This window comes from Priestia sp. P5, assembly GCF_029522155.1.
GTDB classification, from domain to species: Bacteria; Bacillota; Bacilli; order Bacillales; family Bacillaceae_H; genus Priestia; species Priestia megaterium_E.
Map to the genome: position 1 here is coordinate 3101936 of NZ_JAKWFJ010000001.1, position 24700 is coordinate 3126635.

The window sequence follows — 24700 nt, forward strand, 5'->3', positions numbered from 1 at the left end:
TACGTTCGTTAAATGATGCTTCGCTGCTTAGAGTCTAAAATCTATTATTCAAACGTTCCTTTCACAAGAGGAACACCATCTTTTAGCATCATTTTACCTTGAGCAAAAACTGTTTTAATCGTTAGCGTCTCTTTATCTAAAAGGACTAAATCTGCATCTTTTCCAGGTTGAATATGCCCTTTATTGTACAATTTTAATACTTTAGCAGGGTTAGAGGTAATAACTTGAAGAGCTGTTTCTAACGGTACTGATTCCTCTAATACTGCATCTCGTACTTCTTGAAATAAAGAAGACACTTTTCCAACTTGAAGACCTTTATAATCTCCGTTATCATCAAAAAACGGCAGGCTCGCGTTTCCATCGGATGAAAACGTAATACTTGAGATCGGAACTTCTTCTTCAAGCATGATGCGTAACCCTTTGCTGCACTTCACTTCCCCTTCTTCTAAAAAATGAGGAATGGTGCTAGTCGTCAAATCTACATATCCGCCTCGTTTTGCAAATTGAATTCCTTCTTTAAACAGCTCTTCATTTCGATTAATGTGTGTAGGATGAAATTGACGAATTGGCAGGTCTGTTTTATCTGCAATTTGATTTAATAAAGATAATTTTCGTTCTCCATCTCCTACGTGAACTTCTAATATTCCAGCTTTTCCTGATAAAATCCCTCCATTGCGGGCAGCGGAAGTCACCTTTACCAGTTCTTCAAATGTCGGTTCAGAGGAACGGTGGTCAGAGATCGCAATTTCACCTACTCCAATAATTTTATCAATTAAAATAAGGTCTTCCTCGATGCTGCTGGTTAACGTTTTTACCGGTATTTGATAGGAACCTGTGTGAATGAAACAGCTAATCCCTTCTTCTTCTAATCCTCTTGCTTTGGCCAGAAGATTTTCCATTCTTCTTGTTGTACCGTCTGTTCCAAGTACACCTACAATAGTTGTAACACCGGCAGTCGTTGCATCGGTTAACATTAGTTCAGGCGTGCGTGTTTTATATCCACCTTCTCCTCCTCCACCAATAATATGAACATGTGAGTCAATGAAGCCTGGAGCTATAATGTGATTAGCGGCGTCTACAACATCAATAGGAATGGACGTATTTAAATGCTCAATATAATCTTTTATAAGGATGATTTTGCTGTCTGCAAGTAATACGTCTTTTTTTCCTAAAGGCTGTGGTGCATATACTTCTGCGTTTTTGATTAAGGTTAACAACGTCTATTCCTCCTACTAGTAAGCTCAGCTTACGAATAACATTTTCTATATACTTTCAACTCTTAAAATGGCCCGTAATTGATAAAATAAGCAATCACAACGGCTATTAGACCAATCACATATTGAATAAGGACTAACGGCAGCACCCATTTCGCCCACTTTGTCCATGAAATTCCCGCAATCGCTAAGCCAGCCATTAATGTTCCAGCCGTCGGGAAAATAATGTTTCCGATGCCGTCTGCAAAAGAAAAAGATAATACTGCTGTTTGTCTTGTAATATCAAGCAAATCTGCAAGCGGCGTCATGATTGGCATTGTCAGCATCGCATGACCTGTTCCAGATGCTAAAATAAGGTGAATCAGGGCTTGGAAGTTATAAATTCCGATAACGCTTAAATATCCCGGAATATGTTGAATGGCTCCAGATACTTGATGAAGCATAGGATCTACAATATGACCTTCATTCAAAACAACAAGAACAGCACGAGAAACTCCGATAACTAGCGCTCCTCCAACTAATGCTGCTGCCCCGTTTGTAAACGACTTAACTGTATTTTCAACAGACAGTCTCCCAATAACCCCAATCACAATAGTCAAAATGACAAACAGAGAGGCAATTTCGGTAATGTACCACTTATACTTAATAACCCCAAAAGCAAGAATTACATAGTTAACAAGAAATGCTGCCATAATCCATTTATGCTTTCTAGTTAACTTGGCATCGGAGTTTAAAAGTTTATTTGCATTAGTTATGCTGTATTTTCCGTAAGTTCCAATCGAAGGACTTTTTTTAACTTTCATCGCATATCGATAGACAAACCATACTGAAACAGCGTAAACAACTACGAATAAGATAAGGCGAAAGCCCATTCCAGAAAACATAGGAAGCTCTGCTACTCCTTGTGCAACACCCACTGTAAACGGATTCATAACAGCCGTAGTAAAACCAGCTGATGCTCCAATTAAAACAATGGCAGTTCCCGTTAATGCGTCGAACCCAAGAGCAAGTGCCAGCGGAATTAAAAGAGGAATATAGGCTAGCGTTTCTTCCGCCATTCCCATTAAAGATCCTCCTACCGCAAAAAATAGCATCATAACAGGAATTAATAATTTTTCTCGGGTAGCAAGCTTTTTAGCCATCGTTGTAATTAATACATCTACTGTCCCCGTAGCGCTTAGTACACCAAAGAAACCCCCGATAATTAATACAAAAAAGATAATATCGGCTCCTTCTACCATTCCTGTATGTATCGCTTTGACCATATCAAAGAATCCAACTGGTGTAGAATCAATCCATTTAAACGACTGAGGATCTACCGTTGTTCGTCCGTCTACTTCTACACGTGCGTATTCTCCGGCTGGCAAGATATACGTTAAAATAGTAGCAATCACAAGAAAGCCTAACAATAAAGCAAAAACGTTTATTTTCCTCTCTTTTTCCCTTACCTGATTTAATGAACTCATTTCTTTTTGCGGTTCACTCATTCTTCTTCTCCCCTTCATTGTGAAATAATAACTTTAAACAGACTTCTCGTTCTTTAAAAGCAGCTTCCTTATCTGCAACTACATATTGCTCCTTTCTCTTGTGTTCTTCACATATAGTACAAGCAATTTTCGTGCCAACGTATAACCGTTTAATTTTCTGAATTATGATATAATTAAATCATGTTTTAGGTGGTAATTGGGTGTTTTTTTAAATTTAATATGACCAATTAAGAAGCTGTTTAATAGAAAATCTGGAGCACGAAGCATTAGCTAGTTCTTTTTTTTAAAATCTACAAAAAAAGATAAAAGAATTTAATCTATAAACATAAAAAAATACTATACTCAAATGGCTAGCTGAAAAACATGCGGATCACAAACTTACAGAAGTGGCTGCTACAGTAGAACACGCACTTTATCAAACGCTCCAAGCTGAAGTGAAAACGAAACATTTAGGCGGACATGCCTTTACGTCGGAGTTTACAGAAGCTATTTTAGAAAAAATAAAATCCATGTAACATTAACAGCAATTTATCCATTCTATAGAGGTGATCATAATGAAAAAAAGAAAGATTATTATGGACTGTGACCCAGGTCATGATGATGCCATTGCAATTATTTTAGCTGCTGCACAACCAGGATTAGATATTTTAGGGATTACAACTGTTTCAGGAAACGCAGAAATAGAAAAAACGACGCTGAATGCTTTGAAGGTGTGTGATTTGGTATCGTTACATAACGTGATTGTTTCAAAAGGAGCAAGCGAACCAATGATGCGCAGACGTGAAAACGCGCCTAGTATACACGGTGATTCGGGATTAGACGGCCCTGAGTTCCCGGCTCTCTCTCGCAGCTGGAGCGAAGAACACGGAGTAGATACTATTATACGAATGGTCAAAGAGTCAGAAGATCCCGTTACGCTTTTGCCTACCGGTCCATTAACGAACATTGCTTTAGCTTTAATAAAAGCTCCAGAAATTAAAGAAAATATTGAAGAGATTATCCTTATGGGCGGCGGAACCTTCGGGAACTGGACGCCAACAGCTGAGTTTAATATTTGGGCAGATCCAGAAGCGGCTAAAAAAGTGTTTGATAGCGGCATTCTACTCGTAGTAATGGGGTTAGATATTACGCATCAAGCCGTTGCAACAGATAATGTTATTAACCAAGTGATGAACATTGATAATAACGTAGCAAAAAAGGTGGGTGAATTATTAGCATTTTTTAAATCTACCTATAAAGAAACGTTTGGCTTTGATGGTCCTCCTGTTCACGATGTATTAACTGTTGCTTATTGCATAGCTCCAGAACTATTTACGCTAAAGGAAGTTAATATTGTGGTAGAAACACGCGGAGAATACACGGCTGGAACGACTTCAGTTGATTTGCTTGGAGTTACAGGAAGGAAAGCAAATGCGAAGTTTGGTTTAACCCTTGATGTGGATGGATTTTGGGATCTGATGCTTGAAGCTCTTAAATCATATTCAACTTCGTAATGTTCATTTAGAAAATACACTTTATAAACGAGAGGCAGCACCATAGCTGAGTTGGTGACTTGCTGGTGCTGTCTTACGTTTATTCATACTATCTAGCTGTTCTTTTCGCTTTTTGATTGAGCATTACCGTAATGATTGAAGCGACAATAACACCTGTAATTAAACATTTGGATATATCTTTATAAATTACTCCCATTACTGTCCCGCCTATAACGCCTACACTAATAAGTAAAATTCGCTCTCTTTGATTCATGATTTATCCCTCCATCTTTTTTAATAAAACACTTAATTTATGAAGAGCAAACTGCAGGTCTAATTGCTCTTCTTCATTTAACTTCGCAAGATTTGTATGAAAGTTACTATAAATCCCTCTCCATTTTTCCTCTTGAATACTTTTTCCTTTAAACGTTAATGAGACTAAAACTGCACGCTTATCTCGCGGATCAGGCATTTTGATTAAATATCCTTCATTTTCTAATTCACTGATAACATTCGTTAACTGTTGTTTGGCAATATTTAATCCATTACTAATTTCCTTAATATTCAAATCTCTTTTTTTCATATACATAAATTCAACTACGTGATTTTGTAAATGTGTTAATTTCACTTCATTCTTATTTAAGTTCTTGAAGTTTTTAAATAAAACCGGTATTAAAGCGATATATTCCTTAGCCAGATTTTCCTTCATAAGATGTTCACCTTCTTTAGTAAATATATTATTACTAAATTCTAATAAAAACAATAAAAATTGTTTATTTTAGTAAAAATATATTTACTAAAATCCATACACACTTCTAAAGTTATTTTATCCCACTCTCAACAATCGTTTATTAATCTTATAAAAATAGCCATATAAAAAAGTAAGGAAGCACACTTCCTTACTTTCTGTTTGCAACACCCGTTAAAAAATTCAAAAACACGTGTATGCCTGCTTTCACGGTAATTTCTCCTACATCACGCAGCGGATCTAGACATACAATATCCATTGCTTGAACAAGCGGATGACTCCCAGCCGTGTATACCGCTTCAAACAATTCCTCCGTTCTCATTCCCCCTGTCGTTCCTGCTGGAACTCCAGGTGCGTAAGTGATATCTAACACATCCATATCAACGGTTAAATAGATCATATCTACCTCTTTGCTCAGCTGTTTTAATGCTTCTTTCACGGTATGATTTATTCCTGCTTTTCTTGCTTGCAGTAACGTTACATAATGAACGCCTTTGCTATCTGCATATTCCTTTAACGATTTTGAATTATAAAACCCGTGAAGTCCGATATTCCATACATGAGCTGCATCAATAGTATTGCTTTCGATTAAATTTCGTATAGGGGTTCCGTTAGAAGGACCGTTATCTTCTAAGCTGCGTAAGTCAAAGTGCGTATCAAACTGCAAAATCCCTATTTTCTGTTCGGGATGTGACTCTTTCCACCCTTTTACTAACATAGCTGTAATAGAATGATCGCCTCCAAGCATAATAGGTAGCGCATGCGGATGACATTTCCGCATAGACATCATCGCTTCTTTTATATACTGATGAGACTTCCCTATATTCGTTACGTGCTGCTTGACGTCTCCTAAATCCAACACTGACAAGGAAGTCAAATCCGTATCATACTCAATATGATACGGGTTAAAGGATTTCCAGAGCTTCCTCATGGCCATTGGCGTCTCACTGGCTCCAGAAGCGCTAATGGAAGATCTTGAAAGAGGCACGCCCAAGACCGTAATATCTATCGATGTAAAGTCGACGCTGCTCCCATCTTCAACTGTCTGAATCCAATCACTTACTTTAGGATCAGAAGTACTTTGACGCTGCCAGCAAAAAGGCGGTCGATCAAGCTGTGGGTACGGATAGTTCATGTAAAACACCGCCTTCAACCACAACTTTTCCATCTTTTAATACCGTGTCTACAAGATTTACGGCATAGTTATACTGCAGCGTTTGGTAATTGGGAGCGTCAAATAGCACTAAATCGGCTTTTTTACCTACTTCAATACTTCCGATTTGATCCCCTTTGCAAATGGCATGAGCCGCGTTGATCGTACAGGCGGTTAAAACTTCTGCTGGCGTCATCTTCATCGCTAAACATGCTAAATTCATAATAAACGGCAGTGATTCCGTAGGAGAAGACCCAGGGTTTCGATCTGTAGACAAAGCAACCGGCACTCCTGCTTCAATCATTTTTCTAGCACGCGCCGGCTCTTCCATTAAAAAGAATGCCGTACCCGGCAGTAGAACGGCTATAACTCCGCTTTCAGCCATTTGCTTAATTCCTTGATCCGATGCTTTTAACAAATGATCCGCGGACACTGCTCCCACTTTAGCCGCTAATTCTGCCCCGCCAAAAGACACAATTTCATCGGCGTGGATTTTAGGTTTTAGTCCGTATGCTTTTCCAGCTTGTAAAATATGCTCTGACTGTTCAACTGTAAACACGCCTTCTTCACAAAATACATCACAAAACTCCGCTAGCTCTTCTTTTGCAACGATTGGTATCATTTCTTCGATAACGAAACGAACAAACTGATCTTCATTTCCTTTGTACTCAACTGGCACCGCATGAGCTCCCATAAAGGTTGAAACAACATCTACTGGATGCTGTTCATTCAGTTTCTTCGCTACTTTTAATTGTTTGATTTCATCTTTAAGATTTAAACCGTACCCACTTTTGGCTTCGACAGTTGTAACTCCGTGCTGCAGAAATTTATTTAAACGTTTTGTAGATTGCTTGATTAGCTCCTCTTCCGTTGCTTGTCGTGTACTAACGGTTGTTTGTAAAATTCCTCCTCCCGCTTTTAAAATATCAATATACTTCGCCCCGTTTAAGCGCATTTCTAATTCTTTTTCACGACTGCCGCCAAACACAAGGTGAGTGTGGGGATCAATCAACCCAGGCGTTACGATTTTTCCTTCGGCATCAATTATATTAATAGGTTCATGGATATGCTCAAGGTATTCCTGCGCTTTGACGTCAAGCCCAACAAATACAATTTTTCCATTTTTCACGAGTACGCTGCCATTTTCAATGATTCCTAGATCTGACATTTCCTCCGATCGTCTAGGCTGACTTCCTCCTTTAACCGTAATGACTTGTGCAGCGCATTTGATATACGTAATAGTCATACGTATCCCTCCTTTTTTATTCATTTAACGCCGGAATTTGTATTCCTTTTTCTTTTGCAGTTTGAATAGCTTTATCATAGCCGGCGTCTACATGACGAACAACACCCATGCCTGGGTCTGTTGTTAAAACACGCTCTAGACGTTTGGCGGCTTCGTCCGTCCCGTCTGCTACTACAACCATTCCAGCGTGAAGAGAATACCCCATACCTACTCCTCCTCCGTGGTGAACAGATACCCAGCTTGCGCCTGCTGCCGTATTTACTAATGCATTTAAAATCGGCCAGTCTGCTACTGCATCACTGCCGTCTTTCATTGCTTCAGTTTCACGGTTTGGCGACGCCACAGAACCGGCATCTAGATGATCTCTACCAATAACGATAGGCGCTGACAGTTCTCCGTTTGCTACCATATCATTAATAATTTTTCCAAAGCGCGCTCTTTCTCCGTAGCCTAGCCAGCAAATACGCGCCGGCAATCCTTGAAACTCAATTTTTTCTCTCGCCATTTTAATCCAGTTGCAAAGATGCGTATTATCCGAAAACTCACGTAAAATGACTTCATCTGTTTTATAAATATCCTCTGGGTTTCCTGACAAAGCGACCCACCTGAACGGTCCTTTTCCTTCACAGAACTGCGGACGGATGTACGCTGGGACAAATCCCGGGAAATCAAATGCATTCGTGACACCTTCATCTAACGCCACTTGGCGAATATTATTGCCATAGTCAAAAGCAACCGCGCCTTTTCTTTGCATCTCTAACATGGCTTGAACGTGAATAGCCATACTTGCTTTTGATTGTTTTATATATTCATTTGGATTTGTATTCCGCAATTTTTCTCCTTCTGCTAAGCTGACTCCAATCGGCAAATATCCGTTAAGCGGATCATGTGCCGATGTTTGATCTGTCACAATATCTGGGATAAATCCTCGCTCTATCATTTCAGGAAGAATCTCGGCTGCATTTCCAACTAATCCAATAGAAAGCGCTTTGCCCAATCTTTTTGCATCTTCAGCTAATGTGATTGCATCAGCTACGCTTTCGACTACCGTATCGCAATATTTTGTTTCAATACGCTTTTCAATACGCGTGCGATCAACATCAATTCCAATTACAACGCCGCCTGCCATCGTAACAGCTAGTGGCTGTGCGCCTCCCATTCCTCCTAATCCAGCTGTTACCGTAATGGTTCCTTTCAAAGTTCCGTTAAAATGCTGGTTGGCACATTCAGCAAATGTTTCATACGTTCCTTGAACAATGCCTTGGGTTCCAATATAAATCCAGCTTCCTGCAGTCATTTGTCCGTACATCATTAACCCTTTTTTATCAAGCTCATGGAACGTCTCCCAATTTGCAAAAGCAGGAACAAGATTCGAATTCGCTAATAAAACACGCGGTGCATCACTGTGGGTTTTAAAAACCGCAACAGGCTTACCGGACTGTATGAGAAGCGTTTCATCTTCTTCTAACTCTTTTAACGCTGCGACAATACGATCGAACGCCTCCCAGTTACGAGCTGCTTTTCCGATTCCTCCGTATACGACTAACTTTTCCGGATGCTCCGCTACTTCGGAATCTAAATTGTTTAGAAGCATGCGAAGAGCAGCTTCTTGTACCCAGCCTTTTGTCGTTAGTTCCGTTCCACGAGGTGCTTTCATTCCACTTTGCTTTGTCTCCATTTTGTTTTCCTCCTCTATAAAAATGAAAAACTGTTAAACGAACATTTTTATTACAACGCTAGTTCATAATTAGTATCTTGCACAAAGGTTTTGAAATCAGCTGCTAACGCCTCAATATCACGTGAGAAAATTCGATCTTTAATAATGGTTGGTACGGTTTTTCTAATTCTTGAATGAATTTTTCTTGTTTCTGAAGCGAGTTTATCCACTCCTTGAATATCGGCTGCTTGAGCCGCACAAATTGCTTCAATCGATAGAACTCTTCGTGTATTTTGGATAATTTGATAAGCATGACGAGCAGCAGTCGTTCCCATGCTGACATGATCTTCTTGATTTGCTGAAGATGGGATAGAATCAACACTTGATGGATGCGCTAATACTTTATTTTCGGAAACTAATGAAGCTGCAGCGTATTGAGTAATCATGAGCCCGGACTCTAGACCTGGATCTGCACTTAAAAATGCGGGCAGCCCACTAAGCTGAGGGTTTACTATTCGTTCAATGCGCCGTTCAGAAATATTCCCAAGCTCCGCCATTGCAATTCCTAGAAAATCCATAGCAAACGCAATGGGCTGCCCGTGAAAGTTCCCTCCAGAAATTACTTTGCCGCTGTCGGCAAAGATGAGCGGGTTATCGGTTGCTGAATTAACTTCAATTAACAGCTTTTCTTTTACATAATTTAAAACTTGATAAATAGCACCATGAACTTGAGGAATGCAGCGCAGTGAATAAGCATCTTGCACTCTCATTTGACCTTGAGAAGTAGTTAATTGACTGCCTTCTAAATATGAAAGAATTCGGGCAGCTACCTGCTGTTGTTCCGGATAAGGTCTTACTCCATGAGACTCGGGCATGAATGCATCTAAAATGCCTTGCAGACCTTCTAATGTCAGTGCTGCAATCCCGTCAGCAAGATCTGCTAGCTTTTGAGCTTCAAGGTACGAAACTACTCCTACAGCCGTCATTGCCTGAGTGCCGTTGATCAAAGCTAGCCCTTCTTTCGCTTGTAATTGGATAGGTTCAAGCCCCGCTAGCTTTAAAGCTTCTTCTCCTTGCATTTGCTGACCATTATATACAGCTTCCCCTTCTCCAACTAGCAGCAGCGCTAGATGTGATAACGGGGCTAAGTCACCGCTAGCTCCAAGCGAACCTTGACTCGGGATAACCGGTACTACGTTTTGATTTAAGCAATCGATAAGAAGCTGCAAGGTTTCCAGTCGTATTCCGGAATATCCTTTAGCCAATGCATTTGCTCGTAACAGCAGCATCACTCTGCTTACTTCTAACGAGAATGGTTCTCCTAGTCCGCAGGCATGACTGCGAATCAAGTTAATCTGCAGATCAGCTAAGTCCGTTTTTGAAATAACCGTATCGCTAAACTTTCCAAATCCAGTATTTACTCCGTAAATTACGTTGTTATTCGTAATGCTCTCTTCAATTAACGTTCTGCTTTTTTGTATATGTTCAACTGCGTGATCGCTAATTTTCACGGAGTATCCTTGGTAAATAACTTTGTAGATTTGGTCGAACGTCAGTGAATTTCCGTCGATTTGAATAAACATCATACCCGCTCCCTTGTTAAACTGTAGACTACCTTTTTTTTGAACACAAAAAGGGGCTATATCAAAGAGGAAACAAGCTCCTTTTGATATAGCCCCCTATAAACTAACCTACTTACACTATGGGCTTTTATTAATAATCGGCATTTCAACTTATACATACAAACAATCGCTAAACGACTAAATCACTATACACTTTAAGCTGTACAACTTAAAGCAACTAGGGTACCTACACTAAGTATTACGCTGAATTAATCATTTGTCAATTATTATTTAAGAAAATTTTAAATAATCTGAAATAAACTCATTATTTCTTATAGCAGCGATGATTCACGGCTGCACAATTTTATTTTTTAAACGTTATCGGACGTTCATGTCACTTGGGTGCGGACCTTTGCGGCGATTGCTGTTTAACCCATTAATCTCTGCCATATCATCGGCAGTAAGTTCAAAATCAAACACGTTAAAGTTTTCTTCTATTCTAGACGGTGTAACTGATTTAGGGATGACAATTGTGTTGTTTTGTAAGTGCCAGCGCAATACAACTTGAGCCGGAGTTTTGCTATGTACTTCAGCAATTTTTTGAATAACCTCGTCTTGTAACACTTCTCCTCCTTGATCAAGAGGACTCCATGCTTCCACGAAAATATTATGTTTGGCACAAAACTCTTTTAATTCATTTTGAGCAAGATACGGATGACACTCGATTTGGTTTAAAACAGGCGTTACATCACATTCGTTTAACAAGCGCTCTAAATGCTCAATTTCAAAGTTGCAGACACCAATTGCTTTTACTTTTCCGTCGTGATAAAGCTTTTCTAATGCTTTATACGTCTCCACGTACTCATCATATTGAGGCGTAGGCCAGTGAATTAAATATAAATCGACATACTCAAGTCCTAATCGTTCTAAGCTTTCATCAAATGCACGTAATGCATTTTCATAGCCTTGGTCGCTGTTCCAAACTTTTGTTGTAATAAACAGCTGTTCTCGAGGAACAGAAGATTCTTTAATCGCTTGACCTACTCCTTCTTCATTTTTATAAATCATGGCTGTGTCGATAGACGTATATCCCACTTCAATTGCTTTTGACACTGCAGCTGCTGCTTGGTTATCTTCTACTTGCCATACGCCAAACCCAAGCTGAGGCATTTTTAAACCATTGTTTAATGTAACAATATTCATTTTACACGTCTCCTTTTTTGTTAAAAAATTCAAAGTTTTAATGATGGTGCCAGCCGATCAGCATAGCAACCTGTCCCATTATAATGCCGACTGGGATTCCTATAATCATGGCTCCAAATCGAAATTTAAAAGACCATGCGCGCGGCACAAGGGAAAACAAATAAATCATACTCATCGCTGCCATACATGTACTGCTAAAAAAACTGACGACAGTGTGTAAATTTGGCATTACTTCTCCTCATTTCACTAGAACGTTTGCGCCTTTTCAATTTCATCATTTATCTTTCGTTCTAATGCCTATGTTTTCGCAGCCGACATAGTTACATTCGTCAAACGGTTCCGTAATCCTGCTTTAATCAGTTAAAAATACTTTACCTACGTAACTTTTTTAATTAAAACGAATATGTGCTTTTAACTTCAAAGTTGTGTATAATTTCTGTATATTAAAATAATAAGATTTTTTCACTGTAAAGAACAACTGCACGTTCTCTGTAAGGCAATCATACATATTTGCAAGAAAGGAATGGATATAAAAAATGGCGATTGAAAAAGTAAAAGCATATTTTAAACAATATGGTATGGAGAATCGAATTATCGAAATGGATGAGTCCAGTGCTACTGTAGAACTAGCAGCGCAAGCTTTAAAATGCGAGCCGAAACGGATCGCAAAAAGTCTTTCTTTTAACGCCGAAGGAACTGTTCTATTGATTGTGGCAGCAGGAGATGCGAAAATTGATAACCGAAAATATAAAGAAGAGTTCGGAACCAAAGCAAAAATGCTTGGAGCAAGTGAAGTAGAAACGCTGATTGGTCATGCCGTAGGCGGAGTATGCCCGTTTGCCGTTAATGAAGGTGTTCACGTGTATCTAGATGAATCTCTGAAACGTTTTGTTACCGTTTTTCCTGCCTGTGGAAGTGGAAATAGTGCAATTGAATTAACAATACCTGAACTAGAAGAATTTTCGAAATGCTTAAAGTGGGTTGATGTATGCAAAGGATGGAATGAATAATTTACGTAAATTACGGTACAGCTATACATAAAATAAATAAATAAATCAGCACGCCAACAAGCTGAAACAGTTTTTTGTTTCAGCTCATTGGTGTAGCTAAACGAATTTATGAAACAGCTTAACCCAACCTAGGTAAGAAACCCCTAAGAGAAATACAAAAAGAAATAGTAAAGGAATGTTCCTAGGGATAAAAAGCCAGCCGTCTAACGTATTCCACAGAAATTCACTTTTATTTGCTTTTCTCATCATTTTCACCTCAAGCAGATTTACTATTTTGTCTTCAAAAATTCTTTTACATAGTTATATACAGTATCTTCAACTTATGACCTTTTTTCAAGAAAAACGTGTACGGAAAATTGATTGAATGTGAATCTTCTTAATTTATACCCGTTATGTACTCATTCATCATCTTAGTTTCATCTGTAAAAAAGAAGAAGCCTACATTTTTAGATGCAGGCTTCTTCTAGTTGATTCAGTCTTTCCTTTGTTTGCCTAGTCAGGCCCTTTCGTTACGTATATCGGTTCATAACCAAAGTGCCTTGTGTCAGATACGAATATCTGCTTTCAATTTGCGGTAATACATTTGCTGAAGTCGCTGTTAAGCCTTTCAAAACTAATCAGTCCCTTCAAACGCTAAGTATTTAACCTTCCACAACAACCATTTGCATGATAGCTGCTGTACTATATGTGTACCCCGTATTTATATAGTAAAACCTAAAAAAACAATTTTTTATTACATGTAATTTTCTAGACTTTATAGCAAAGAAAAGTTAGATAGTATAGGTGAAAGAAGCACGACAGCCATTAGCGCCCTACTGTTCAGATTCACGCATTCAAAGAAAAAATCTGAACTGAAATTCAAAAAATTATTTAATGTATGGTTTCATCAATTTTTTGAAACGCATCTTCAAGTGAAGTATATCCGTTTGTTTCTCCTTCGTTACCTTGAACGGTCCATTCTTGCTTTTCGACTGCTAATTTCCCGTCTTTATCTTTTAGATAAGGTCTGTTAACCATAAACACATGATCATTCTTTTTTACTGTGTAGCCAAGATAATAGTGATTACCTTCTCCTTCCTCTTCATATACGGAGACGCCTTGAAGGTTATATTTGTTTAAAATGTCATCCATATGATGAGTCAGTTCACTTACAATCGCTTCTCTTCCTACATATTCCACATTTCATACCCCTTTTCATTTTGATTTATACTTAGCATTCCCTTGAGCATATTCAATTACACTATCTTTCAAACGTTGTATGAACAAAGCAAGTCAATATAATAGTCATTCATTACATAGTAATAAAAAAACTACCTCACTATAATGCAATGAAAAAACATTGCTAAGTGAAGTAGCTTTTTTGTTACCGAAATCTACAGAGAAACTTGATTATAGTTCAGTTAAAATAATCGGTTCACCGTTTGTTACAACAATCGTATGTTCACATTGTGCTACAAGACTATTATCAGGTGTAACAAACGTCCAGCCGTCGTCTCCGCGTTCAATGATATGATCAGCCTTCATAGAGATAAACGGCTCTACAGCAATAACAAGACCTTTTTTCAAGAGGGCTTTATCCATTGGATCATAATAGTTTAAAATGTGGTTAGGAGCGTCATGCAAGCTGCGGCCAACACCATGACCCGTTAAGTTTTCAATAACAGCATATCCGTTTTGGTGTGCAAAGTTAGAAACAGCACGACCAATTTGATTTTGTTTTGAACCAGCTTTTACTTTTTTCATAGCTGTCCAAAATGCATCTACTGCAGCTTGACACAGCTTTTCTTTTTCTTCGTCTTGCCCAATAACAAATGAAATACCCGTATCCGAATAATAGCCATCAAGTACTGCGGATACATCCACATTTACTAAATCGCCATCTTTTAATACGAGGTCTCCCGGAATACCGTGAGCCACTTCTTCGTTGACACTAATGCACGTTACACCTGGGAAATTATATTCTTTTTCAGGTGCAGAAATAGCACCGTGTTCATCTAATATTTTTTTACCGATCATATCAAGCTCTTTTGTTGTCATACCTGCTTTTGCTTGTTTTTTCATTTCTTCGCGCGCAAGTGCAACGATGCGTCCAATTTTGCGTAAACTTTCTAAATCTTGTTCGTTACCAATAATCATAAAAAAAACACTTTCCTTCCTCGAAATATATATCCTATCCGATTTTATCATATTTTTATGAGGATTTTTCAAAAGACCTTTTAAGAACTAAAATGTACGATTAATTAGACTAGTAAGATATTTATCATATGTCAAAATCCTCTTCATTAACCTATGAAATTTAAAAAGCATGCTACTTCACCGCAGCATGCTTTTTTATGCCATATAAAAAATCCCTCAAATAAGCAGAAGCTTTCACAATCCCTTAATCCACTATTTCAAATTTCACTTCATTAAACAAACTAGTAGAATTCCACACATTCAGCCCAGCATAACCTTCTGAAAAGGTAGGGTCCATCGTATCGATCACCAGCTTATCATCGAGATAAACTTGAATGTGTTCTCCTTCAGCCGTCACTTTTAGATGGTAATCCGTATTTGTCTTTAAATCCAGCTTTCCCCCATCGTCGTAAATAATGAGATCCTTGCCTATTCCGTCTCTAAACGCAATGAGCTTTATTTGATTATTCAGCACATCTACATTCGCAGCATAAGCATTGTTTGCCTGTTCATCCGAACGGAATACTAGCGCTCCTGCTCCTGTAGAATTTGAAACGGGATCGTCTAACACCTTTATTTTTGCCTCATATGTGAAATTTTTTGCTTCTTTTGATGATAAGGTAAAGGAATCTTCTTTGCTTCGTCCTTGTTTTCCGTTAATTGTATCGGTCCATAGTCCGCTAATATTCTTCCATACAGACAAGTTTGTATCAACAGGACTTTTATTCCAAATAGATTTTAATGGATACATCTTAAGAGAATTTAATTTTACAGCGCCTCCTTTGCTGTAAAGCTTTATTTTATTGCTTGAAAGCGTTGGAAAGAGCTGGTCTGTTATTACTGCCGTGCCGTCATTGCCAAATACTTCTACAGACGACTGGTCTACAAACATATGGAGCTTAACTTTTCCGTCTTTTGGAAGCATGGGAGCAGAGTGTTTGCCTTTCACATTTTCACCAAAATCAAAACTTCCAGAGTTTGTTCGATCAACAGATAATCGTTGCTTGTTTATGTTATAGCTGACTTTCGTATTTTCACTGCCTTCTTTTTGAATTTGAAAACCAAATTCTTGTGCATCTGTATTTGAAACATCGAATTCTGCCATGATTTCATATTTATTTTCCTTTATGCCTGAAAGAAGATTTTCATTTTCAGTAACCATCAAATTCTTCAATATCTTTTTTTCTTGCTTATTGCGAATTGAATCAATTGAAACAGGTACTTGTTGTAACCGAAGCCCTTTTGCTGTGTTGGTTAGTTCTATTTTTCTTGGAATTGACATAGAGCTTCTCCAAGTAGTAGTTGGGGTATTGTTGGCATATTGCCAATTGCTCATCCAGCCTAGCCAATACTTTTCTCCGTTATCTCCTTCAACTCCGCTCCAATCTACAGCGGCATAAAAGTCGGCACCATAATCTGTCCAAAGCACTTCCTCTGGCGGATTTTCATTTTTAAATGTTTTTCCGTCAAAATCGCCAACAAAGTACTGCATCCCTGAACCTCCAGCTGCCGCTCCATCATTGATGCTGACCTGCAGCATCCATTTTTTCTTCGTGCTGTCTCCATCAACCGGCAGTTCGAGTAAAGTAGGACACTCCCAAATTCCTCCGTTGCTTCCGTGAGTTGAATTCACCCATTCTCCTGACACTGTGTTCCAATCTGAAAGCTCTCCGCCTTCTCTTTGTTTAGCTTCCTCTGGTTCTTTTGCTACACTGTCTACTTTCTCCGGCATCTTTTCTGTATTAAATACATTCACATCATCTAGATTAATATGCCCCCATCCGCCTACAGCTTGATCAACAGCTTTAATGTACAGTACTTCTCCTATATACTTAGAAGCATCCCATACGTAGCGCTGGTACTTTTCATCTGCAAACTTTGTATTCGCTTGACGAATCAATTCTTTATCGTCAGATGCCCGGACTAAGGAGACATAGCGGTTTGTGGGGTCGTTTCCGCCTCCCATTAACAAATTGATTTCACCTGATCCGCTCAATTTAAAATAAGACGAATGTAATTCTCCAGTGGCATTATCGCCATCTTGCTTATCAGAAAAACCCCATAAATGATACTTTCCTTTTTGTTCAAAAAGACCGCTCCAATTTGCGGTTGCATCCGTTACATGATCGTTTGTGAATGCATTTCCCTTTATCGTTTTCCAGCCGGTGAGATCTCCTGTTTCAAAACTTTTATTTTTAATTTCTTTTTCATCTGTATCAATAAACTTTGTCATGTTAACGTCTTGAAACTGGACTGAAGATTGATTAACGTGTAGTCCAAACAATCCTTTTGAAAAAGTTTCATCTTTTGCAGTAAGGGTGAAGTTATCGTCTATATACAAATCAAGTTTATTTTCCAATGCAGTTACTTTTACTTGATGTGATTTGCTCGTATCAATTTTTGCGTTTGTTTCGGCAAGGATAGTTGAAATGCCATTTTGAAGCTTTACTAGTTTGATTGTATCTTTAGAAGCGTCCACGCTAGCTATATATCCGTTTTTGGCTTCTGCGTCTGCTCGAAAGAGTAGTGCACCTGAACCATTTGCATCTAAAAATGTCATATTTGACTTGAAAATGAACTGATCTCCCTGTTCTTCACTTATGATATATCCATCGCTGTCAGATTTACCAAGTTTTCCAGCAGCAGTATCATTCCATGTTCCCGTAACAGGTTTCCAGTTAGATAGATTGGTTATAAAATTAGATTGATTCGTAAATTTAACATGACGAAAGACAGCTGTGGAATTCCATGCTGTTAATCCAAACTGACCGTTTTCAAAAGATGCATCACTGCCTTCTAAAACCTGTTTTCCATTTAGCAGTATCTTAAAGTGGTGACTGCTTGCTTCTACTTTCACGTGATACGCTTGCGACGTATCCAGCCTCATCGACTTTGAGACAACGGTCGTTACGCTTCCTTTCTCTACTTTGTTAAGTGTTAAGAGGTTCTTTTCAGCATCTAAATTGACGGTATATGCGTTTGTTGCATCTTTATCAGAACGAAAAACAAGGCCTCCTGCACCTTCGCGTCCATTCTTTTCTACAAGCGTAATTTCTCCCTCTAGAGTAAAGGATTGACCTTTTTGTTCAGACAAAGTATATGAATAGGCACCGCTTTGACCGTTTGCTTGAATCCCTCCGTCAGATCCAAACTCACTTGCGTATTTCCAACTTTTTAAGTCAGGTGATGTATAAAACATGATTTTATCTTTAGCAGCTAAAGACATCACCCACTGCTTGGTTTGGTCGTGCCAAAACACTTTTGGGTCGCGCCAGTCAGGAACTGGGGGATTCGGCATAACAGGATTTCCTTCATATTTGGTCCACGTTCTTCCGCTGTCCTTGCTGTATGCTAGACTTTGCACCTGCCCTTTACTGCCCGAGTGCGTAAAGATAGCTACCATCGCTTCTTTTCCAAACCCTGCGGTATTATTCCAATCAATAACGGCACTGCCTGAAAAAATCTCTCCGTTCTCGTCTGGAGAAAGAGCAATCGGCAGGTGTTTCCATTTCACTAAATCTGTACTAACTGCATGCCCCCAGTGCATAGGTCCCCAGGTGGTACCGTAAGGATAATACTGATAAAAAAGGTGATACTCCCCGTTATAATAGACCATTCCATTTGGATCGTTCATCCAGTTCGCTTCTGGAGAAAAATGAAATTGATTCCGGTATTTTTCTTGATAATACCCTGTATTATCAGCTAATACAGGGTATACAGAAAACAAGCTTATAGAACAAGCGACTCCAATCATTAATAACTTTTTGACGGTTCTTTTCATCTTCCTTTCCTCCTTTATTGGCATACTGGCTATGTAAAACATTTTCACCAGCAGATGCTAGAAGAATAGATGACGCCTCTTATTTATCAGCCTAAAAAGCCGATCCAATAACCTCCTATACCGATTAAGAAAATACCGAAAATAATAAGCAGCGGATTTGTACCTTTTCGAAGCATCCATGCTACTAATAAAGTTAGCGCTAAAGGTAGCAGTCCCGGTAGAATACTATCGAGTACGTCTTGCACGGTTTTCACGACAACTTTACCAGAATCATCTTTGATCCTAGAAACAACCACTGGTATATTAATAGTGGTCCATTTCGAAACCAATGCTCCCATTACAAAGAGTCCTAAAATGGATGCACCTTCCGTCAGTTTTTGAATTCGATTCCCTACTAAATCTTTTAAAATTTCTGTTCCTTTTAAATAGCCATATTTTAATCCATAATATTTTGTACTTAATCGAATGGCATTAATTAAGATGAAAAACAGCAGTGGCCCGGCAATATTCCCGCCTAACGCAAGAGATGCGCCTAGTGCTGCGAGAACTGGCCGCAGCGTTCCCCAGAAAATAGGGTCTCCTACACCAGCAAGCGGTCCCATTAATCCAATTTTCATTCCGCTGATAGCTTTTTCATCAAAATCTTTTTTGTTTGCCATTTCTTCTTCCATTGCTGCCGTTACGCCGAATATAGGTGCAGAAATCCATGGATGTGTATTGAACCATTCTAAATGCCGCTTTAGTGCTGCATTTCGCTGTGCCCCTGGTCCGTATAAACGTTTGATTGCCGGAATCATAACATAACAGTAGCCCATTGCTTGAACACGCTCAAAGTTAAATGAACCGAGTAAAAAATTCGAACGAATGAACATGCTAAAGATATCTTTTTTCGTTAATCTTTTTTCATTTTCCATCTCTATCCCTCCCTTAAGTTCGCCGTTTAGGCATCTAAATCATCATCGTCATCATATACTTGTTCGCTCCCTGTAGCTGCGGGAACGCCTGCCGGCTGCATTTGATTTCGCTGCTGCATTACTTGCTGATAAAGAAGTGCTAAACAAAGACCGAGCGCTCCAAATCCTACCAGGTTAAACCCTGTAAATGCCGCCAATAAGAACCCGATATAGAAAAAGGGCTTTAAATGAGGAATGTTCATCATATTGATAACCATGGCATATCCTACGACCACGATAATGCCTCCTCCAATTTGCAGGCCTTTTGTAATAACTTCCGGAATATTTCCGAGGAAAGTTTGCACGGCGCTTACGCTGATTAATGTAACAATTAAAGTTGGAATCATAACGCGGAGAGCCTGAAAACCCATAGCAGTAATATGCATAATTTCAATTCCTTTAAAGTTTCCTTCTTCCGCGTACTTATCAGCTCGGTGGATTAAAAATACTGTGATAGTACGAACAAAAATAGTGAGTACTTGCCCTGCAGCTGCTAAAGCTATGGCTACCGCAATGCCTTCACCAATCCCCTGACCAGCTGTGATAACTAAAATAGTTGAAATAACAGAAGCAATAGCCGTATCAGGTGCCATCGCCAATCCAACATTCATCCATCCAAGAGCCATTAATTCCAGTGTTCCACCTAAAATAATGCCGGTTTTTAAATCTCCAAGCACCAAGCCTACTAACGTGCAGGCAATGAGAGGACGATGGGATTGCCCTTCGTCCAACACGCTTGCGATGCCAGTTACCGCTGCAATGACTAATAATAAAATAATTTGTATGGAAGACATAAACTCATCTCCTTATTTGATTTTTGTTTCGTTTCTCAGTAGTTGAATAAAATTTTCACTAGAATCTGAAGGTAATTGGCGCAGCTCAAGCTTTACGCCTAGTTCCTGCAGTTTCTCAAAAGCATCGATATCTTTTTCGGTAACGCTTACAGATTTAGTGATTTGTTTTCGGTCATTAGCAAAACGCATGCCCCCTACGTTTACTGTTTCAATAGGTACGCCTGCTTGAACAAGAGCGACAATGTCTGTAGGGTTCTCAAACAGCAGCATGGCTGTTGTATCCTGATAACGAGGGCTGTGAAATGCTTTTGTCATTTTAGAAATCGACACAGCGCTCGCCTTTACATTCGAAGGAGCCACAGAAAGAATAAGCGTTTTTCGCATTTCATCCGCTGCCACCTCATCTGAAACAATGATAATTCGATCTGCTGCATTTGTTTTGATCCATCTTGTTAATACCTGCCCGTGAATAAAGCGGTCATCAATTCTTGCTAAAACGATTTTCATAATAATCCATCCTCTCCGATTTGGTTTGCTTGCTGGATTTTCTCCAAATGTTCACTGCATACTTGAAAACTTTCTTCATTCACTTGCTTTAATCTTCCTAGCATCTCTTTTAATGTAACGTGTTCCCTCATGGCTAACACTTCTAATAGCATAGGCAAGTTAACTCCGGATACCATATCCGCTGTTTTATTTTTAAGGATATAGGGAGTAGCCGCATTGTAGGGTGTACCTCCGAAAATATCGACTAAAAAAAGCACTTCATTTTCTAAGGGCATTTCCTCTAGTGCCTGCTTATATTTTTCTTCAAGGGTTTGGATACCCTCTCCTTTTAGAAAAGGTACGGCTACTACGTGATTCTCTTCACCAAATATCATTTTGGAAGACCCCTCTAACGCTGGCGCGAAATCACCATGTCCACTAATAATGACTGAAATCATGTACACTTGCTCCTCTCTTTTACGTTCTACACTTATTTATTGCAAGTATCGTGCCAACAAAGAGTATTAAGCGCTTTCATTTATTTTTCAATACCTTTTTCTGTGTTGTTGATACAGGTTCCTTAAAATAAACAAACCTGTATCAACACGTCATGCGTTTTAATACAGGTTTTTCTGTTATTTAAAAAGTGGGATAAAAAAAGAAACTAGTGGCATATAAATCAAACTAGTTTCTCAGAATTATAATATGATTTTTACATTTCATCCGCAAAAATGGTGGCAATAAATAATTTTTCATCTCTTGTTAAGGTAAGTTTCAGCTTTTTTTCGACGGCTTGTAATGTTTTTTCCGTTTTTTGATAAATATTTTCTAACTGGTGAGTGATTTCTTCATCCTCGGGAAAAGTAAGAGGTTCATTTTTTATCATTCTTTCTAAAGCAAAGGCCGTATGCATCACAATTCGAATCATAACAGTGTTGCTTAATTCCATTTCTAACTCATCTTGTACATGACTTAACCACTCTAACAGAATTTCACTTATGAGGTACGGGTTAATAAATAGAAGGTACTTTCGCAAGTTTTCTTCGCAAAGTTCACGCACCACAATATTCGATCCGGTTTTCTCGTCATCATAGCATATCGTTTCTTTTGTAATTGCCTGTTGAAGTATTCGCTCCCCCTGCCCTTCAATGAGGACTTCTAATGATACATGAGGCGCATCAATCCTTGGATTTTTAGTACCTGCCGTTGCAACAATTTCATATTCTTTTTGAATTTCTCGAATATTTGCTGCTAGTTTAATAGAAGAAACGGTTAGAATTTTAATAGGTTCTTGAGATACTTTGCGTGAAATAATCGTCAAGATTTTTTCTAATTGTTTTGCTGTACCGCTTCCTGTTGTACAAATAGAAACAAGTGCTTTCTTTTTTCCAAACACGTGCTGCTGCTTATCTATAAATTCCATAAAGTCTTTTTGCACCGAATCAAATATGGCATATAAGTTTAAATCTAAATAATTTACTTTTCTAACGGTGTCTAACACCATAGACGTCGTCACATTGCTGATGGTTTTAATTTTAGTCCCTGTTTTTTGTTCCAACTTGCTTTCTAACATGGCAAGCGAACCCATGTCCACAAGCATTAATACGCCTTCTCCTTCATCTACTTTCTTAATTCCTTGGATTAACCTGTCTACAATTTCAACCGGAGATACCGTCAAAGGCACATCAATAGCTATAATAGGAGTGCTTCCTAAAAGCTCCGTAGCAACTTCAACCATAGAAGTTGCCGTGCTGTTTCCATGCGCAGCAACTACAATCCCTACTCGTTTATTTTCTTCTAACGTTCGAATCGATTGAATAACCATTGTGAGATAAATGACTTCTATTTCTGGCACGCGAATGTTAAACCACTTTTCAATCCGATTTTTAAAAAGCAGTGCTACCGCATATTCTTTTGGGTATGTTTCGCGAATTTCATCTATCTCCTTTGTATTTAAGACGTCTACTTGTTTTTTTCGCTTTAAAAAGGATTCCATATGCATACTTAAAAAATGAATAAACCTGCGATCAAATTTACAGTTCAATTCTTTTTCAGCCAAATGTTTTAATTCTTTTGTAAGCTGAATCACATCGTCTTCTACGAATTTCATTAAATTAGAGCTCTGGCCATTTTTTTGATTAAAAAAGCTCCGAACATTCAAATGAATGTCGGTAAGAATATACTGATTGATGTCTTCTTGAGATAAACCTTCTTTTGTTAAAACATCTACTTTTTCTTCTATTAACTGATATAAATTAAACGATACGTCTTCCTCTATTTTTATTTCTTGGCTCTCCATAGCCGGGGAGATAATCGTTTTAAGGTTTACATATTCAGAAATTTTTTTGCTTCGCTCCATATTTTTACTGTTCGAAATCCAATCTCGTTTAATATCATCAGGCAGATCTCGCACTGTAAGTTCCACCATATGTTTACTATCAAGGTTATTTAAAAATCCGTGTGCGCACACGAGCTGCACATTCGACTTTAACTGCCCTACATTCCCGAATTTTTCAGTGTGGATTAAAGCATTTAATACATCAATGTGGACACTTAGCTTTTTATTAATTCGTTTAGCCTCTTGTTCTAAAAGAAACGTGGTGAGGCGAATTTTTTCTTTTAAAGACCTCTCTTCTAATGAGGGAATATGGATAGTCATCGGAATTCTTCTTAAGAAAGTTTGCAGTAAGGCTGAACCGGGATTTTCAGTTGTAGCACAAATAATTAATACCTTAGACGTTCGCTTATGATCTGTTTCCCCTAGGCGATTGTACGTACCTTGATCAATGAGGTAAAAAAGCATTTCTTGGCCTTCGGGAGGAAGCCGGTGTACTTCATCCATAAAGAGAATCCCTTCATTTGCTTGTTCTACTAAACCTACTTTACTTTCAGTTGCTCCAGTGAAACTCCCTTGCTTATGACCAAATAACTGAGAAAGAAGTAATTGAGGATTATGGTAATAATCAGCGCAGTTAAAGGTAATGAATGGGGCATCTGTTTTTAGCCTCTCTGAATATAAGGCAAATTGATAGATTCGTTTTGCAAAAAGAGATTTTCCCGATCCCGTGGGACCTAATAGCAGCATATGTAATCCATTAGGCGGGTAAAGAACAGCAGCTTTTGCTTGAGAAATCGATTTTTTCAAACTGCCTGTAGCTCCAATCATTAATTCAAAAGGATTAGCAGGAAGGGCTTCTTCTTTTCCCACATTAGATAGCTGCTCTAGTTTTTCTACTTCCATCTTATTCGGATCCCACTTTTGACGACAAATGGTTTCGACAACCTCTAGCGGAACGTAGCGAACGGGGAACATTTTAATTTTGATTACTTTTTGCATGCGGACAAGTTTATTAAGTTCAAGACTTACATTAGATCTCTCTAAATCTAACTGTTCAGCAATTTCAATCGCTGAGCTTCCTTGTTTATGTAAAAGTTCCACTTCTGTAAACTCTTGAAAATTACTCAACAGCTGATTGTATACCTTATCAATTCGTTTCATTAGAAGCACCTTCTTTATTTTCAGTTCACGATTGGGATTTTCTCTTTCAAAGAAATGATCATTCCCTACTACTACAAGCTATTTCATCTACAAGTACCCTCATGTCATACTAATCTATGAAAACGTTTCAAACCATTATATGTAAATATATTAAGTTAGTCAAACCTGCATGTCAACCGGTTTCATTCTTAAAGTTATAGTCTGTCTGAATGTTTCATTTTCTTTAAATAACTATTAATGTAGATACTGCTTTTTTATTT

Annotated in this window: 20 protein-coding genes; 2 read left to right on the top strand and 18 right to left on the bottom strand. The window is 38.5% G+C overall.

Annotation, left to right across the window (positions count from 1 at the left end; genetic code table 11):
• Window positions 1-44: 44 nt before the first annotated feature.
• Window positions 45-1217, bottom strand: a complete 1173-nt coding sequence (iadA, locus tag MMB69_RS16435) for a beta-aspartyl-peptidase (RefSeq protein WP_221785995.1) — start codon at window positions 1215-1217, stop codon at window positions 45-47.
• 62 nt (window positions 1218-1279) lie between these two features.
• Window positions 1280-2701, bottom strand: coding sequence for a YfcC family protein (locus tag MMB69_RS16440; protein ID WP_277448005.1), 1422 nt, complete (start codon window positions 2699-2701; stop codon window positions 1280-1282).
• A 554-nt stretch (window positions 2702-3255) separates the two neighbouring features.
• On the opposite strand from MMB69_RS16440, the gene MMB69_RS16445 reads away from it, so the two are divergent.
• Window positions 3256-4194, top strand: coding sequence for a nucleoside hydrolase (locus tag MMB69_RS16445; RefSeq protein WP_277448006.1), 939 nt, complete (start codon window positions 3256-3258; stop codon window positions 4192-4194).
• An 88-nt stretch (window positions 4195-4282) separates the two neighbouring features.
• Here the strand turns inward: MMB69_RS16445 and MMB69_RS16450 are convergent, their stop codons facing one another.
• The 8 genes from MMB69_RS16450 to MMB69_RS16485 all read right to left on the bottom strand — a co-directional run bounded on the left by MMB69_RS16450 (window position 4283) and on the right by MMB69_RS16485 (window position 11971).
• Window positions 4283-4447: a hypothetical protein gene (locus MMB69_RS16450; RefSeq protein WP_221785997.1), complete on the bottom strand. Its 165-nt coding sequence runs from the start codon at window positions 4445-4447 to the stop codon at window positions 4283-4285.
• 3 nt (window positions 4448-4450) lie between these two features.
• On the bottom strand, window positions 4451-4882 hold the full coding sequence (locus tag MMB69_RS16455; protein WP_221785998.1) for a MarR family winged helix-turn-helix transcriptional regulator: 432 nt from the start codon (window positions 4880-4882) through the stop codon (window positions 4451-4453).
• A 190-nt stretch (window positions 4883-5072) separates the two neighbouring features.
• Window positions 5073-6056: an agmatinase family protein gene (locus tag MMB69_RS16460; RefSeq protein WP_269871030.1), complete on the bottom strand. Its 984-nt coding sequence runs from the start codon at window positions 6054-6056 to the stop codon at window positions 5073-5075.
• Window positions 6031-7320: an imidazolonepropionase gene (gene hutI, locus MMB69_RS16465; RefSeq protein ID WP_269871031.1), complete on the bottom strand. Its 1290-nt coding sequence runs from the start codon at window positions 7318-7320 to the stop codon at window positions 6031-6033. The genes MMB69_RS16460 and hutI overlap by 26 nt, the downstream gene beginning before the upstream one ends.
• 16 nt (window positions 7321-7336) lie before the next feature.
• A complete protein-coding gene (gene hutU / locus MMB69_RS16470; RefSeq protein ID WP_269871032.1) occupies window positions 7337-8998 on the bottom strand; it encodes a urocanate hydratase in 1662 nt (553 codons plus the stop codon).
• Window positions 8999-9048: 50 nt separating this feature from the next.
• The gene (gene hutH / locus MMB69_RS16475; protein ID WP_269871033.1) at window positions 9049-10560 is read right to left on the bottom strand and encodes a histidine ammonia-lyase; all 1512 of its coding nucleotides are present in this window, start codon (window positions 10558-10560) and stop codon (window positions 9049-9051) included.
• Window positions 10561-10917: 357 nt separating this feature from the next.
• On the bottom strand, window positions 10918-11742 hold the full coding sequence (locus MMB69_RS16480; protein ID WP_221786002.1) for an aldo/keto reductase: 825 nt from the start codon (window positions 11740-11742) through the stop codon (window positions 10918-10920).
• A gap of 37 nt (window positions 11743-11779) precedes the next feature.
• Window positions 11780-11971 carry a hypothetical protein gene (locus MMB69_RS16485; RefSeq protein WP_269871034.1) on the bottom strand — a complete coding sequence of 64 codons (192 nt, stop codon included), beginning with the start codon at window positions 11969-11971 and terminating at the stop codon, window positions 11780-11782.
• A gap of 307 nt (window positions 11972-12278) precedes the next feature.
• On the opposite strand from MMB69_RS16485, the gene MMB69_RS16490 reads away from it, so the two are divergent.
• Window positions 12279-12752 carry a YbaK/EbsC family protein gene (locus MMB69_RS16490; protein ID WP_013082511.1) on the top strand — a complete coding sequence of 158 codons (474 nt, stop codon included), beginning with the start codon at window positions 12279-12281 and terminating at the stop codon, window positions 12750-12752.
• A gap of 870 nt (window positions 12753-13622) precedes the next feature.
• Here the strand turns inward: MMB69_RS16490 and MMB69_RS16495 are convergent.
• From MMB69_RS16495 to MMB69_RS16530, 8 genes are all read right to left on the bottom strand, one after another.
• Window positions 13623-13931, bottom strand: coding sequence for a DUF5634 family protein (locus MMB69_RS16495; RefSeq protein ID WP_014460781.1), 309 nt, complete (start codon window positions 13929-13931; stop codon window positions 13623-13625).
• Between the two features lie 210 nt (window positions 13932-14141).
• On the bottom strand, window positions 14142-14939 hold the full coding sequence (gene map / locus MMB69_RS16500; RefSeq protein WP_221786049.1) for a type I methionyl aminopeptidase: 798 nt from the start codon (window positions 14937-14939) through the stop codon (window positions 14142-14144).
• Between the two features lie 193 nt (window positions 14940-15132).
• A complete protein-coding gene (locus tag MMB69_RS16505; RefSeq protein WP_277448007.1) occupies window positions 15133-18708 on the bottom strand; it encodes a glycoside hydrolase family 32 protein in 3576 nt (1191 codons plus the stop codon).
• Between the two features lie 86 nt (window positions 18709-18794).
• The gene (locus tag MMB69_RS16510; protein ID WP_013056298.1) at window positions 18795-19622 is read right to left on the bottom strand and encodes a mannose/fructose/sorbose PTS transporter subunit IID; all 828 of its coding nucleotides are present in this window, start codon (window positions 19620-19622) and stop codon (window positions 18795-18797) included.
• 26 nt (window positions 19623-19648) lie between these two features.
• Entirely contained in the window at window positions 19649-20455 is an 807-nt protein-coding gene (locus tag MMB69_RS16515; protein ID WP_013056297.1) for a PTS mannose/fructose/sorbose transporter subunit IIC, read from the bottom strand.
• Window positions 20456-20467: 12 nt separating this feature from the next.
• Window positions 20468-20962 (bottom strand): PTS sugar transporter subunit IIB, encoded by a 495-nt coding sequence (locus MMB69_RS16520; protein ID WP_221786004.1) that lies wholly within the window; start codon window positions 20960-20962, stop codon window positions 20468-20470.
• The gene (locus MMB69_RS16525) at window positions 20959-21399 is read right to left on the bottom strand and encodes a mannose/fructose/sorbose PTS transporter subunit IIA (protein ID WP_014460796.1); all 441 of its coding nucleotides are present in this window, start codon (window positions 21397-21399) and stop codon (window positions 20959-20961) included. The genes MMB69_RS16520 and MMB69_RS16525 overlap by 4 nt, the downstream gene beginning before the upstream one ends.
• Before the next feature lie 254 nt (window positions 21400-21653).
• Window positions 21654-24440, bottom strand: coding sequence for a sigma-54-dependent transcriptional regulator (locus MMB69_RS16530; protein ID WP_221786005.1), 2787 nt, complete (start codon window positions 24438-24440; stop codon window positions 21654-21656).
• Between the last annotated feature and the right edge of the window lie 260 nt (window positions 24441-24700).

Excerpts from the sequence above, each read along its gene's own strand:
- MMB69_RS16440 (WP_277448005.1), bottom strand. The coding sequence starts at position 2,701 with ATGAGTGAACCGCAAAAAGAAATGAGTTCATTAAATCAGGTAAGGGAA.
- MMB69_RS16445 (WP_277448006.1), top strand. The coding sequence starts at position 3,256 with ATGAAAAAAAGAAAGATTATTATGGACTGTGACCCAGGTCATGATGAT.
- MMB69_RS16450 (WP_221785997.1), bottom strand. The coding sequence starts at position 4,447 with ATGAATCAAAGAGAGCGAATTTTACTTATTAGTGTAGGCGTTATAGGC.
- MMB69_RS16455 (WP_221785998.1), bottom strand. The coding sequence starts at position 4,882 with ATGAAGGAAAATCTGGCTAAGGAATATATCGCTTTAATACCGGTTTTA.
- MMB69_RS16460 (WP_269871030.1), bottom strand. The coding sequence starts at position 6,056 with ATGAACTATCCGTACCCACAGCTTGATCGACCGCCTTTTTGCTGGCAG.
- hutI (WP_269871031.1), bottom strand. The coding sequence starts at position 7,320 with ATGACTATTACGTATATCAAATGCGCTGCACAAGTCATTACGGTTAAA.
- hutU (WP_269871032.1), bottom strand. The coding sequence starts at position 8,998 with ATGGAGACAAAGCAAAGTGGAATGAAAGCACCTCGTGGAACGGAACTA.
- hutH (WP_269871033.1), bottom strand. The coding sequence starts at position 10,560 with ATGTTTATTCAAATCGACGGAAATTCACTGACGTTCGACCAAATCTAC.
- MMB69_RS16480 (WP_221786002.1), bottom strand. The coding sequence starts at position 11,742 with ATGAATATTGTTACATTAAACAATGGTTTAAAAATGCCTCAGCTTGGG.
- MMB69_RS16485 (WP_269871034.1), bottom strand. The coding sequence starts at position 11,971 with ATGCCAAATTTACACACTGTCGTCAGTTTTTTTAGCAGTACATGTATG.
- MMB69_RS16490 (WP_013082511.1), top strand. The coding sequence starts at position 12,279 with ATGGCGATTGAAAAAGTAAAAGCATATTTTAAACAATATGGTATGGAG.
- map (WP_221786049.1), bottom strand. The coding sequence starts at position 14,939 with ATGATAAAATCGGATAGGATATATATTTCGAGGAAGGAAAGTGTTTTT.
- MMB69_RS16505 (WP_277448007.1), bottom strand. The coding sequence starts at position 18,708 with ATGAAAAGAACCGTCAAAAAGTTATTAATGATTGGAGTCGCTTGTTCT.
- MMB69_RS16510 (WP_013056298.1), bottom strand. The coding sequence starts at position 19,622 with ATGGAAAATGAAAAAAGATTAACGAAAAAAGATATCTTTAGCATGTTC.
- MMB69_RS16515 (WP_013056297.1), bottom strand. The coding sequence starts at position 20,455 with ATGTCTTCCATACAAATTATTTTATTATTAGTCATTGCAGCGGTAACT.
- MMB69_RS16520 (WP_221786004.1), bottom strand. The coding sequence starts at position 20,962 with ATGAAAATCGTTTTAGCAAGAATTGATGACCGCTTTATTCACGGGCAG.
- MMB69_RS16525 (WP_014460796.1), bottom strand. The coding sequence starts at position 21,399 with ATGATTTCAGTCATTATTAGTGGACATGGTGATTTCGCGCCAGCGTTA.
- MMB69_RS16530 (WP_221786005.1), bottom strand. The coding sequence starts at position 24,440 with ATGAAACGAATTGATAAGGTATACAATCAGCTGTTGAGTAATTTTCAA.